The following is a 13,354-nucleotide window of genomic DNA, read 5'->3' on the forward strand; positions in this document are numbered from 1 at the left end:
AAAGGGGGAAGTAGCTTATGACTAAAATGGCCTATTTATCTATATTATCGGTAATGTTGATGTTATTCACTGTGGGATGTAATAATGAAATCGATGATGACAATAAAGTAGCTTATATTTCTATCAATCCTGACTCTAAATATGAAGAGACATTTACAGAATTAGGGCTTGGGAATCTTTTTGATTTCAACTTAAAATTACCTCGTGCTGATCAAACCTGGATTAGCATATGGGTGGAAGGTTATCGTGATGGGAAAGTAATGGAGGCATCTCCACTTATACAGCTTTCCTATGGTTTAAGCCCTGAGCAAGTAGTTGAAGGTCCAATGGGATTTGGAATTATAAATCCTAATGGTAAGGATCCCCAAGTCTTTTTATACTCCAAGGGTACTCGCACAGGCCCTAAGCCTATTGGCGAGAAATTATTTATTGAATCTGGTATTAGTGGCTGGGATTATGGGATCGGAAATGAGACAGTGGGACTAGAGTCAGGTGAAGAAATGGTATTAGCTGTGTATCGACAGAACGAAGGATCCATGAGGGCAGCCTATGACTATCAAGATGTAGACTCCATCAATGAAATGATTAATGAAGACATCACTGTACTTTTGATTAAGATTAAGGTCGAGGATAGAGATCAATGATAATAAAGTCCTGTGTTCTAAATTATCTTTTTTAGGCTACTTAGAAAAAAATGTATGATGCCAAAATTATTTGAAGGGGTGGGCGGTGATGGATAAAAGTAAGCTTTATATGGGAATGAGGTTGAAGATGTTTTTTACAATGTTTATCATGTTAGTCATGTTTCAAATCATTATCGGACTTATATTTTCTAATAGTGAAATTTATTGGAGCACTGTTATGATAATTTCTGTAATGTTTAGTGTGTTTGGTGCCGCCCAATATAAAAGGGCGGTCATAGGGATACCAATTGAAGATAAAGAGGCTTTTAAGCGATTTCTCAGGGAGTATCTAGAATGTGCTGGAGTGAAAATTGTTAGTGAAAACAAGGATACTTTTATTTTAAAGCCTAAGTTCGATTTGATTACCTATAGGTGGATAGTGAAAGAAGAACTGAGCATTAATCTATCAGAAAATCAGGCAACCATCGTCGGTCCAAGTTCATATGTAAACAAAATTAAATTGATTGTGGATACGAATTGATATATATAAGAATCCAACAACCCTTTGTATATTTGTATATGAAGGTGAATCAAGTAAAGGAGGGAAGTGCAAATGATACTGGGAATAGGGATGCCTGAACTAGTTATTTTAGTATTTTTACTACTTTTAATTATATTTATGGTCGGATTATTTAGGTTTGTATTTAAAAAGAGATGAAATTTTATCTATTACACATCATCTGCTCAACGGTTATTTACAAATCACATCCAAGGAATCTTGGTCATTCAAATCGCTTATTTTTTAATGCTTGTAGTATTTAGCTTAGGCTTTTATTCGGCACTGAAATCAAAATCTTTTTAAGGTGAATTAGATGAAATAAAGGGGGAAAAAATGGACGAATTTTGGTTTGTGATTTCGATGGTTGGAGTAGTGCTGATGGGGGGAAGTGCTATGTTATTACGCTCAATGAATGGCCAGTATTTTGGATATAGCATCTTTAAGCTCAAAGAGCCATATAAAAATATAGTAAAAATAACTTATCCAAGGGTATTTTTCTGCTTTTTATTAGGGCTAATCATGATCATTGTCGGTAGTGTATTTTTCATTGAATTGTAGGGGAGATGATACTATTTCCATGGGATCACCCATTATTGCTGAAATATGTACTAACTGTGGCTATATCTTAGGCATTAAGGTATCAAGTCCAGAAAAATTTAAGGTAGATTAATCAAGTGAAAAAGTGATGATGTAAGGGAGGAGAGACATGAGTCGAGGGAATTTGGATACAGTGCTGACAAAAGTACTAAATGTAACGGGAATATTGTTACTATTATTGATAGGAGTAGAGATGATACTTTCTCCACCTGAAATCTTCATGGATATAATAAGAATGATAATTTTAACTGGATTTATTCTTACTGCTCTAACCCTACCTTTGGTTAAGGGGGCCAGATTGTGGCTGAGGATTGTGGGATTACTAGGGATCATTTTATATATCATTGGTTTTTTAGTTCCTGGTTTAACAAATTTGCTGGTGGTTGCCATCCTGACTGGGGTTTTGATGGTAATCATTAGTAGTTTAGGGGGAATGGCCAAAGACGAAGAGGTAAAAGATCAAGACAATCAAGAAGAACCGGACTTTCCATTGCCAGGGCCTAGTGAAAAAGCTGGGAAGATTAAAAGTTATGCTAAATATTATATTTCAGGAGGGCTAGCCCTTGCTAATCCATTTCAGTTGTATCAAATGATGATGCAAATGCTTGGAATGATAGGAGCTGCTGAATTGAAAGATTTTCAGCAGAAAGGAAAATATATTTTACCTTTTTCCGAGGAGTGGTCAGTGGTCAATGGAGGAATTAAACAAAAGGACTCCCATTCTTGGGAAATAATCAATCAACGCTATGCCTATGACTTTGTGATAGCTGATTCAAAGAATATTCGTCACAAAAATGAGGGGAAGCATCTGAATGATTATCATTGTTATGATAAAGCAATACTGTCTCCTGGAGATGGGAAGGTAATAGAGGTGAGAGATAGAGTTCGAGACCACCCACATCCAGGGACTCTAATGGTAGACTTTTTAGCCAAAGATTTCAGAGGGAACTTTGTTATGCTACAACATGAAGAAAAAGAATATTCTTTCATGGCTCATTTTATACCTGGAAGCGTTATGGTTAAAAAAGGAGACTTAGTGAAAGCAGGGCAGTTGATTGGTAAGTGTGGCAATTCGGGCCATTCTACAGAACCTCATTTACATTTACACTTTCAAGATCACCCTAATTTTTATCGTGGAAAGGGGTTACCTATAAAGTTTAGTCAGTTAAAAATCAATAACCAATATCAAGAAGAAGCATACATTCAGAAGAAAACAAGGGTTGTAACAACAGCATTCAGGAGCATTGTCGATCAATAGAGAAAATATAGGTTAATACTTATTTTGTTACTATAGTATAATGTAAAAAAATTCCACTATATGATATCATAGATGTGGTACAAAGAATTTAACGAAAAATTAAAAGACTATTTTAAGGTGCTTAAGTTAGACTTATTTTCATTGAATGTACTTAGCGGTAATCAACTATTCTTAAAGTGCAACAAATACACTATGGGAAATAAGAATAAACAGGTTGAAGGATGATGAGCAGTCCTAAAGGTTTTACGAATTAATGAACCACAGTGTCACTGATTCATATGAACAATAAATTTAAAATTATCAAAGAACATTCGAGTGGTTTTTTTAACCTTAACCCTATACTTATTTTACAAGGAGGACATTATGAACTATATTCAGTATGTTTTTAACACCGTAGTGTATACCGTCATGGTTATATTCATCGTAAGGATCTATATGATAATAGCAGCTTATATTGGAGATCTATTCGGGATTGGAGATTTTTTCATAGGTTTATATGAAAGGATAAAAAGATCCAAAAATAATCTGTAGCCCATAGGTAGTTAATATTGTACAGAAAGCGTCTAATATTGCTTAGAATAAAATGGAGGAACCTATGAAACGAAAAAATGAATTTTATAGAATGGTGGGGTTTTTGATTTATCTAGTGATTGCTACCATAGATAGGTTCGTCATCAAAATACCCAACCTGATTTATATTGGTATAACTTTTGTTGCTATCATTTTTGTGGTATATGGTTTATTAAATCAAAGAGTTGATTAAAAAATAGAAAAGTAGATTTGAGTATGTTTCGAAGTATGTAGAATTAAATTTGAATGATTTAAGCTAGATTTATCGAGGAGGGTTATCATGGCAAAATATGAAAAAGCAATGACAGGTAAGTTTGAAGAAGTCCTTAGTCATTTAGAAAATGATATTCGTAATAGTGCAATGACTATGAATTTGGTGGATGAAAGCAATTATAGTTGTGGAGACATTAAAACTGCAGTCCGAGTATATGATAAATATTTTATGCGAAACAAAAGCAGAGCAAGTTTGAATTTGACTATAATTGGAAGTGGTACCGATATTTTTATTTCGGCAATTGGTGCTGGTGGTGGAGCAGGAATTATATTTAACTTTAGTTTAGGAGCTGAAGATAATATGGTGAATGTAGTGAGAGAGAGTGTAGAGCGAATAGGGTAAGATTCACCAGTTACTGAAAATAATGAACTGCATATACAAGAGAGGAGTAATATGATGAATCCCTTTTATTTTATGAATTCAGTTTTCCCTTTATTTTTTATTTTGATATTTGGATTTATATTATTTACTATTTTTAGAGGAGTTAAAGAATGGAGTCACAATAATAAACAAGCAGTTTTAAGTGTGGCAGCTAAAACTGTTTCAAAACGTACCCATACCTCAAGACGTACAAGTAACCATAATGGACACCATCACCACCATACTTCCACTAAATATTATGTTACATTTGAAGTACAAAGCGGAGATCGTATGGAATTTCATGTTTCAGCTAAGGAATATGGACTTTTAGCAGAGGGGGATACTGGTAAGTTAACCTTTCAAGGAACAAGATATCATGAGTTTGAAAGAAAAATATAGGAATAAGAATTCGTATCTAGGGCTTCTTAAAATAATTACCCTTGAAGTAGGAGAAAAGATAGTAACTATATTCGAAGGAGGATCGCAAGATGAAAAACATCAATACAAAGAAAATAGCTTACTTTCTGATTTACCTTCTCATATTAGGTGGTATTTTTTATGCCAGAAATAATTTTGATAGACAGGATAGATTTAATAGTAGAATGTACTATGACTTTCAAGACTTTGGTAGAGCAGTAGAGGAACTTAATGATGATCTATTAAGAATATTAGTATTAGAGGATCTTGATTTTCCTAGGGAAAAGTCCTTTATAAACAGGAATGCTTTGCTAAACTTTCAAAGGTCCAAAGGATATGCCGCAGATAGAGGAAGGTATCAATCCTATCATGAATATCAAGTTCTATATAATCAGGTGAATACCGTGATAGATAATATTTTAATGGATGGCAGTATCAGCCCCTCCGAAGAAGGATATTTAAAAGCTTTATATAATTATAGTGAAGCATTAATCCATGAGTATAGGGGTATTTTAGGGAATCTATATGATGAATGGCATCATGAAGAATTAAAAAGGTTACAAAAAAATATTGTCGCTATTTATGAGGACTTTTCTACTCAAGCGGATATATTACTAAAATCTGAGGAGTATAGTTTTTTACAGGATTACAGAGGGGATTTTCCAGAGGCTAACTTTTCAAGAGCAAAGGCGTTTTCTGAAGAAAATTTTTCGAAAATAATCTCCAATCAATCCTTAGATTTTGATAATAAAGATGAAGAGCACATGGATAAATTTATCTTCTCAACCCATGTAGGTAGAGACAGTACTTTGATATACGAAAACAATGACCCTTTTCATAATGCTACATACCAGGTTGAATATCACAAAGATAGTAAAGAAGTTACCCTAACCCTTAGGAGAGCTGTTGTGCCTCCCAAAGAATATACAGAGGAAGAACTAGATGCTTTAGCTGAAGAAATATTATCACCATTAGATCATATTGGGTTTTTATATAAACGGAAGGTAAATTTTATGTTAGATGATGGAGGACTTTCTAGTATCACCCATTCCTATATTGAAAAAATTGACGGTATATACGATGAACAACGAAAAATTCAATTGATACTAGAATCCAGTGGATTAATACGAGAGTTTTACATTGTTGATCACGATAATGTAGAGATGACACCCCCCTCCATTTCAAAGGAAGAAATTCTACAACAAATTAATCCAGAGGCTGTAATTAAAGAGATCTTCAAGGTGAGAAATCTAGAAGGTGAAATAGAGTATGAGGTCCATTTCACTTATGGAGATACTAGCTATGGAGCTATTTTTGACGGAGATAGTGGGGAGTTAAAATATACTGGTAGGAATATGAGGAAATATAATCAATCTTGAATTCGTATTCCATTTAAAATGTGGAAATTCTTTTACCATCAGTTCTAACGAAATAACTGTGTATAAGAATGGAAAAGCATACATTCTAAAAGGTGAGAATGGGTCGCTTTTTATAAAGGTTACATCTTTTTCAGTGAAGTGATCAAAGAAGAGCAAGCAAAATAAGTTCAAGTGTAACTGCATGAATATAATTTGTATTTGATAAAAGATACAAAATAATCACTAATTTCTTAAAGAAATACTTACTATCCCTGTAAATTTACTGTAATGGATAATTATAAAGCTTTGAGAATATCAAAAGTACTATTAAATTAGTTTTTAGAATTTTTAAAGGAGAGATTGTTATCAATATTGGTATATTTTGCGCATTTAGTTTTTATTCTTATTCCTTTTTCACTTGAGCAAGTTATTGACTCCATTTGGTTTACTATAACTAGAATGAGTATTATATTTATATTTGTGATAGCCCTAAAAACTATCGAAAAAATAAAATAATGCTCTAAATATTGCAGAGGTCACTATACACTATCTTTTAAAGGCGTAATTGATGCATTATATGTAATACGAAGGGGGCATTATTAATGCAAAAATGCAGCAATTGTTCAAGTCAATTTAAACGTAAAAATATTATTAAATCTGTATGGTTAAGGGGATACTCACCTATTCTATGTGAAAATTGTAATACTAAACATTATTTTAATGTCTCAACAAGATGGATTGTTGGATTATCTATAGGAGGCCCATTATTTATGTTATACAGGCCTTTTTATTATGGATACTATATTCTTTTAGGATATATACTTTGGTTGGCATTGGTAATCTATTTAACACCATCTTTTGCAAGATACCATATAAAAGCTGGAAATATGCTTGAAAGATATGGAGGAGGAAACAACATGCCTATAATTTATAAAATTTTGATTAGTATATTTTAAATTACGGGAACAATTTATCCCAAAGAAACTCTTAAGATAACAAAAGGGTGGCAATTTAAAGATGATGTTGAACCAAGTGCAATTTATATAACAATTAATAGAATAATTGCTGTCGTTTTTTTAGTTGTTATTTGGTTTATATTTCCTAATTAAGTTTGTGACAGTCAAATTTTCTTGAATTGCCAAGGAATTAGATTAATGTTTAAGTGGTAGAATTTTTTTAAGGCGTAACAGATGGGAAAGATGACATAGCTATGCTAGTTGATAATATAGTAGGAATAATTACACATTACTTTCAAGAAACTTATTTTTAGATTTAATCTGGAGGTGTTTCTTATGAACAAATTTAAAGTATTTCTCTATACAAGATGGACTTTATTTTTTACTATACTTACGCTTATTTATTACGGTATTAGGTATGGCCAAAAAATAATTAGTCTTTTTGGTGCTATTGTACACCTTATAATTATTCTCTTTATTGCAATTGAATTTTTCTACAAAAAAGAAAAAAGGAAAACTCCATAATGATAGTCATAATTAATAATCTATCCTACAGATCCCAACACAATGCCTAATCTTTTAAGACGTATCAGATGTAAAGTGTGCAATAAACATCCATTATTATAAAAGCGTGTTTTAGGGGGAGATAATGATGAAAGCTATAAGTAGATTATCAGGATTTACTTATACAATACAAAAGCTAAATATAGCAATGAGCTTTGTATTTCTTGCTAATGGACTTATCAGGTCAACCTTACTATCGTTAGTTTTCTTTATTCTTTGGGATATTCTACTATATAAACTCTTTGTTAAACAGAGAAAAGAGAAAAAATATTTGTTTTCATATTTTTTCATTGCTGCTTTAATAGGAGTATTTTTCTTAAAAGCTGGGTTAGTGATAAATCTATACCATCGTATTGTATGACATACTGTCTTTTTTAGTCGTCACAGATGAGTTATGTTTAACAATATATTATTCTGTTTGAGAAGCGAGGTGAAGGGATTCAGTGAAATAATCGGTGTATACTATGAGCTATCCATATACGGGGTATTTTCGCTATTTATAGCATTTAAGATGATTCAAAGGCAAAGAGTATTAGGCAATGTTAAACATAAGATTGGTTCAGAATATCAAATTTATGGTCTGATATTTCCTTCTTTTGTGATGGTAGGTTATTCATACATTACTTATTCAGTTATTCGTCGTAGAGGAGTGCCATATATATTAGAGTTAGTTGTTTGGGGTGAACTTTTTCTATTTCTCTTTCTTTATTGTATGTATTTTTGTATCAAGAATGGTGAAGTAAGAGAAAATGGAATAAGTGTTGGACCAAATGTCTTAAAGTGGAAAGAAATAAATTGTTTTAGAATAAGAGATGAAAATGTATTTATCATCGTTCTCAATCAAAAGTCTGTTTTCACTAAAAAATATAAAGAAGTCAGATGGATAGTACACAAGGAAAAAGTAAGTGAACTGAGGGAACTCCTAAATCAGCATGTTAAAGAGATTTGTAGTGACTCAGCTTAGAATGGTGATTAGGGAATTTATGTGTTTCATATTATCTTTTTTTAGGCTCCACAGATGAATAGATAATTGAGAAAGGAAGATTAGGTGATGTATATTTCTATATTTATATCTATATTTATATTTTGGATAGTGATAGAGAAGATTGTTATAAATAAGTTGAATATTAAAAAGAAAAAATTCTTATTTCAACACGTTAACAAAATTCATACATGGTTAGAAGCATTACTTTTTATTCTCACATTATCAATGATGTTTGTTAATGAGTATTATTTTTTCATAGGGATTACTGCGATATTTTGTTTCCGCATTGTGATTGAATGGAAATTTGAAAAAGAGTCAAAGACATACATCCTTAGCATTTTAAATGCAAGTATTTGTTTATTGCTTTTAATAATGTTTAAATTATTTTTTGTAGAAAAAATTATATTAACAATTGTAATTAGTCATTACACATCATCTATTCAAAATGTGAAGCAATTAATCTAAGTTAAAGGATACTGCAGGAAGGTGATCAAATCAATTGTCCATATTGTCAAAAGGAACTAATAGAGGGATATATCTATGGTGATAGGTATTCTTTAAAGTGGTTGCCTGCTGATAAAAAGTTGTTTTTAGGAGTGGCAATTGGCTCAGAAGTACTACCTCATGTTGATAATTCTCTGAGACCTAAAGTGAGGGCTTTTAAATGCTATGAATGCCAAAAAATCATCATGGACCTTGACCAATAGAAAAATAGTTTTGGACAATAAATGACAAGGAGCAATCATCAGTGAATATAATCTGATAGTGTAGAAGGGAGAAATGATAATGTTTTTAATATTTTATACCTTAGCTACAACTTTAGGGGCTTTGTTTATACTTCAAGGACTCATATTATTAACTAGAAGAAAATTCATGGTAAGACGGGAGTATGATCGTGTATTACACGCTTTCTTTATTATATTAGGTCCCATTTTATTACTAAATAAAATGGGGCACGAAACAAGACTTCTATTTATTGGTGTTTTACCTTTTATTGTGTTTGTTATAATCGTAACTAGAGGGAGATACACAATATATAATGTTAATACACAAATGGTATCGTCTGCACTCACAGATATTTTAGAAGCAAAAGGTATGTCTTATGAGGAAGAGAAGAGTTTCATAATTTTTAAAGATTATGATAATAAACGAATATCTTATACCCAATCATTAAATTCAGTGGAAATTAATTTAAGAGATGCCAGAAAACTTCGCTTCTATGAAGAACTAAGAACGGAGTTAAGAAGTGGAATTAAAGACATCAACTTAACAGTATTTCCCGCTACAGGACTTTTTTTTATAGTAATAGGAGCAATATTAATAGTTGCATTACAATATTTATAAAAAATACTAGGATAAGAGGTTCAACGAATTAATCTTCCAAGGACGACACAGTATCATTTAAAAGCGTTATCAGATGTATTATGTGCCATAGTAATACGCAATATAGGAGGTTAGGTCTTCTGAAAATCAGGTGTAAAGTTTGATATAGGGAAATAAGGGGGGCGTTTCATGAAGAAAAACTTTATTAAGGGATTAGTAATAGTGTTATTTATACTTCTTTCCCTATTTTTAGTGGGATGTGAAGGTACTGTAGGAGAAATAAGCATTGAAGTTGGTGACTACATTCAATTTGGTTCTTATCATGATGTTCCTATAATTTGGAGAGTAGTAAATATTGATAAAGATGATAACTTATTGCTATTTTCAGATAAAATCATATCCTTAAAAGCATTTGATGCAGCTGGTGATTATCATAGGGACGAAGATAGAATAAAGACAGGAAGCAACTATTGGAAAGACTCTAATATTCGCCAGTGGTTGAATAGTGACGAAGAAGTGGGAACAATAAGTTGGAGACAAAATCCCCCAACAGAGGAAAATATGTTTATGGGTTATGCACCCTATGAAAGCGAAAAGGGATTTTTAGCAGATGGAAACTTTTCAGAGGCAGAAAGGAACTTGATTAATCCTGTAACTCATAAGTCCATATTACATCATCTAGAAATAGATAAAAAGGATGGAGGCTCAGAGAATATCCTTCCAAATTCTCGTATACGAGAAATTGTAGAGAACTACGATAATTCCTACTATCAAGTTGTAGAAGATAAGGTGTTTTTTTATCAATAAAAGAATTACATGATTATGTATGGGAGAATAGAAGTATATTAGGTGAAGATTATTATATAGGTAAACCAACTAAAGAAGCAGTTTTTTACTCACCAGTTGAACATGAAAATTTGAGCTATAACAACAATTGGTTTTATTGGTTACGCACCCCTCAGACCTCGTCAATTCCTGACATTATAGATTCTAGCTATGTCCGTAATGTTAGTAATGACGGTTCTGTCTTCTCTTACTTTTCTTCCTTTGGTGGATATGGTGGGATACGACCTGCTTTATATCTTCAAGTGAAGGGCTTAACTTTTGAATCTGGAAATGGAGAAGAAGGGAGTCCCTATATTTTATCTATACAAAAATACTGAAGGTTAACCTTTTAAAGGGGTTAATAAAGTGACGCATTATCTATTAATTCGTACTTGATATAAAATGTGGTGAATAAGAAGTCGCTAGATAGTAGTGTTTCTGCAGAAACTATGTTAGTTACTAAACATATCCTTGCTCGAAACTGCAATCCGAGTAATTGGATTGTAGGTTGTAAGAATAGGAGGTGCTTATTTGAAAAATAATGATAAGCTTAATATAAATTTGAGTAAAGAAAAATTACGATACCTAGTAATATTCGTCATACTACTAGGAGTTCTATCATATTTAGTCAATATTACACCTCGGGATGAGTTTGATACCTCTGAACTAATTAGCTCTAATAGGACCGCAATAGATAAAATAAGTAGAGAAGGATTTTCAATAGAAATAGAAGATAACCAACTTGTAGAAGCCTTGCTTAATAATATGAATGAAAATAGTTTTATTGAAAGTAGTACTAGATTATCTGATGCAACCTATATTTTGTTTTTTAGTGGTTCAAGGAAAGATAATAATTTTAATAAGTCATATACTGTATCGGCTTTATTGAATGATGAGGGCGAAATGCTTATTTATGATAGTTTTGCCAAGAAAGAATATAAAGGAAGAGTTTCAAAGGAAATAGTTAAGAAATTAAGCAACATTTTCAAAGATTAATTAAGTTTAGCTTAAATTCCACGAAAAACTATTATATTCATAACTTCTCCGATTGGAGGCTTTTTAGTTTCCATGTTATTTTTTGTGATTTTCAAAGGGATTGTAATTATTAAGAAGGCTCAAATATGCACTTGATAGGTTTAATAAATTACATGACTCTAATTTATCTAATAAAGAGTAATAAAAAATTCACTTTTCGAACCACGGAGATAGACCTTTGCCAAATCTTAAATAGACCCGTAAGATAGGTAGCTCCCAACTATTGCACTAAGTGTCGATTTAAAGAAAGTGGAGCGTTAGTTGCCGACTTCAATGAGTTAGCCTTAAAGGAGCAACTATTTCTGAAATTCTGTACATTTAGGGAAAGTGGTATAGGGGAAGTTTGCCAATAAGATAGACCCTAGGTAAAACTACCTCTATGTAACGTTAGTTGGGGGATGGGACCCCAGAGATCTCCTAGCTGGTACAGTCTACCAGTACCTTCATTCATGCTGTAAAAGAGGTAGTCTGTGCCAGTAAAGACCCAAAAGGGTAATCTTTTAAAGGATTAGACTAGATTAAATCAACCCTAGGGCTTCTTTAAAAGTTTGCAGACCCCAGTTTTATGCTTCAAAGAACGGCCCAGCGACTGGAACAGTCTGCAGCGCATCTAGGGGAATACTATTTGAATACAATGAGTAAAACAGTGGCTTTTATGGACGTATGGGGATAACAAGTCACTGTTTTTTTGATGCCTAAAAGCAATATAGGATAGAACATTAGCTGCAGTCTGTGAAAGGAGCGGAGAGGATAGCCCGGAAGACTGTATTTGTAAAGGGACTAATAAGTAAAGCTGTCATTGCAAATAAATATTTAATAATTGTAATGTGTTCTAGATCAATGAAGTCGATGAATGGGTGAAGATTCATGGAGATTTGTGTAAATGAAGAGGTAATTGAATATATTTTACAGAATGAAGGCTCTGCATTCATTCGATATAGTGAAAAAGGGTGATGTCGTTCTGGTAAAGTGGGTGTACCCGTGATACATCTAAGTAAGCCCCAAAGTAATCTGGAGGATTACAAAAAATATAAGTTAGGTCAAGTAGTATTGTATTACCCTAAAAAGTTAGAGGAAGAAAGAGAAAAAATTATCATTTCCATTTGAAAATTATTTAAATGGAAAAAACTAACCTTTGAAGGATATTAGAAAAAACACAAAGTAATTTTGTGAAAATCTATTGACAAAAAATAGACTTAGGCATAACATATGAGTATAATCAAATATAAACATATAAGGCGGTGAAAAAATGGATAGTTTATTTAAAGCACTGGGAGATAATAATAGATTAAGAATATTGAATTTATTAAGAAAAGGTGAGCTATGTGTATGTGAAATTGAAGTTATATTAGATACAACCCAGTCTAATGTATCTAGGCACCTAGGCAAGCTAAGAAATGAAGGTATTATCACATATGAAAAGAAAGCACAATGGATACATTATCGTATAGATCCACAATTCATTGAAGAAAATAAACTGCTTTACCATTTCATTAACGAAAAAATGGATGAAAATAATAAGTTTTTAATGGATCTTACAAAATTAACAAAGTACAAGAAAAGTGCCTTCACTTGTGAAAATCTGAAGGAAATGAGTGAGATTATTTTTTCTTAGTAAACCTAGGTAACCTAGATAACATATGATTTTTA

At 32.1% G+C, this 13,354-nt stretch carries 19 protein-coding genes; all 19 read left to right on the forward strand.

Features of this window, described 5'->3' with window-relative positions:
• The first annotated feature begins 17 nt into the window (after positions 1 to 17).
• The 19 genes from AMET_RS09010 (at position 18) to AMET_RS09085 (ending at position 13,319) form a co-directional block, all read left to right on the forward strand.
• Entirely contained in the window at positions 18 to 644 is a 627-nt protein-coding gene (locus AMET_RS09010) for a hypothetical protein (protein WP_012063014.1), read from the forward strand.
• An 88-nt stretch (positions 645 to 732) separates the two neighbouring features.
• Entirely contained in the window at positions 733 to 1,164 is a 432-nt protein-coding gene (locus tag AMET_RS09015; protein ID WP_012063015.1) for a hypothetical protein, read from the forward strand.
• Between the two features lie 351 nt (positions 1,165 to 1,515).
• Positions 1,516 to 1,740 carry a hypothetical protein gene (locus AMET_RS09020; protein WP_012063016.1) on the forward strand — a complete coding sequence of 75 codons (225 nt, stop codon included), beginning with the start codon at positions 1,516 to 1,518 and terminating at the stop codon, positions 1,738 to 1,740.
• 148 nt (positions 1,741 to 1,888) lie between these two features.
• Positions 1,889 to 3,037: a peptidoglycan DD-metalloendopeptidase family protein gene (locus AMET_RS26885; RefSeq protein WP_012063017.1), complete on the forward strand. Its 1,149-nt coding sequence runs from the start codon at positions 1,889 to 1,891 to the stop codon at positions 3,035 to 3,037.
• 363 nt (positions 3,038 to 3,400) lie between these two features.
• A complete protein-coding gene (locus AMET_RS25685; RefSeq protein WP_157047207.1) occupies positions 3,401 to 3,568 on the forward strand; it encodes a hypothetical protein in 168 nt (55 codons plus the stop codon).
• 64 nt (positions 3,569 to 3,632) lie between these two features.
• Positions 3,633 to 3,800, forward strand: coding sequence for a hypothetical protein (locus AMET_RS26225; protein WP_198135417.1), 168 nt, complete (start codon positions 3,633 to 3,635; stop codon positions 3,798 to 3,800).
• Between the two features lie 87 nt (positions 3,801 to 3,887).
• Positions 3,888 to 4,223, forward strand: coding sequence for a DUF6054 family protein (locus tag AMET_RS09030; protein ID WP_012063020.1), 336 nt, complete (start codon positions 3,888 to 3,890; stop codon positions 4,221 to 4,223).
• Between the two features lie 51 nt (positions 4,224 to 4,274).
• Positions 4,275 to 4,640: a DUF2500 domain-containing protein gene (locus AMET_RS09035; protein ID WP_012063021.1), complete on the forward strand. Its 366-nt coding sequence runs from the start codon at positions 4,275 to 4,277 to the stop codon at positions 4,638 to 4,640.
• A gap of 89 nt (positions 4,641 to 4,729) precedes the next feature.
• Entirely contained in the window at positions 4,730 to 6,037 is a 1,308-nt protein-coding gene (locus AMET_RS09040; RefSeq protein WP_012063022.1) for a hypothetical protein, read from the forward strand.
• 581 nt (positions 6,038 to 6,618) lie between these two features.
• Positions 6,619 to 6,972, forward strand: coding sequence for a TIGR04104 family putative zinc finger protein (locus tag AMET_RS09045; protein WP_012063023.1), 354 nt, complete (start codon positions 6,619 to 6,621; stop codon positions 6,970 to 6,972).
• A 649-nt stretch (positions 6,973 to 7,621) separates the two neighbouring features.
• Positions 7,622 to 7,897 (forward strand): hypothetical protein, encoded by a 276-nt coding sequence (locus AMET_RS09055; RefSeq protein ID WP_012063024.1) that lies wholly within the window; start codon positions 7,622 to 7,624, stop codon positions 7,895 to 7,897.
• A gap of 33 nt (positions 7,898 to 7,930) precedes the next feature.
• Positions 7,931 to 8,500, forward strand: a complete 570-nt coding sequence (locus AMET_RS09060) for a DUF5673 domain-containing protein (protein ID WP_012063025.1) — start codon at positions 7,931 to 7,933, stop codon at positions 8,498 to 8,500.
• A gap of 87 nt (positions 8,501 to 8,587) precedes the next feature.
• A complete protein-coding gene (locus AMET_RS27355; RefSeq protein WP_041720569.1) occupies positions 8,588 to 8,986 on the forward strand; it encodes a DUF4181 domain-containing protein in 399 nt (132 codons plus the stop codon).
• 29 nt (positions 8,987 to 9,015) lie between these two features.
• Positions 9,016 to 9,228, forward strand: a complete 213-nt coding sequence (locus AMET_RS27360; protein ID WP_408626404.1) for a PF20097 family protein — start codon at positions 9,016 to 9,018, stop codon at positions 9,226 to 9,228.
• Positions 9,229 to 9,307: 79 nt separating this feature from the next.
• Positions 9,308 to 9,865 (forward strand): hypothetical protein, encoded by a 558-nt coding sequence (locus tag AMET_RS09070; RefSeq protein WP_012063028.1) that lies wholly within the window; start codon positions 9,308 to 9,310, stop codon positions 9,863 to 9,865.
• Between the two features lie 168 nt (positions 9,866 to 10,033).
• Positions 10,034 to 10,651, forward strand: coding sequence for a DUF6273 domain-containing protein (locus AMET_RS09075; RefSeq protein ID WP_012063029.1), 618 nt, complete (start codon positions 10,034 to 10,036; stop codon positions 10,649 to 10,651).
• A gap of 35 nt (positions 10,652 to 10,686) precedes the next feature.
• Complete coding sequence (locus AMET_RS27365; protein ID WP_408626405.1) at positions 10,687 to 11,007, forward strand: DUF6273 domain-containing protein; 321 nt, start codon at positions 10,687 to 10,689, stop codon at positions 11,005 to 11,007.
• A gap of 193 nt (positions 11,008 to 11,200) precedes the next feature.
• Complete coding sequence (locus AMET_RS09080) at positions 11,201 to 11,665, forward strand: hypothetical protein (RefSeq protein ID WP_012063031.1); 465 nt, start codon at positions 11,201 to 11,203, stop codon at positions 11,663 to 11,665.
• A 1,288-nt stretch (positions 11,666 to 12,953) separates the two neighbouring features.
• A complete protein-coding gene (locus AMET_RS09085) occupies positions 12,954 to 13,319 on the forward strand; it encodes an ArsR/SmtB family transcription factor (protein ID WP_012063032.1) in 366 nt (121 codons plus the stop codon).
• Positions 13,320 to 13,354: the final 35 nt, after the last annotated feature.

This window comes from Alkaliphilus metalliredigens QYMF, from assembly GCF_000016985.1.
Classification (GTDB): Bacteria; Bacillota; Clostridia; order Peptostreptococcales; family Natronincolaceae; genus Alkaliphilus_A; species Alkaliphilus_A metalliredigens.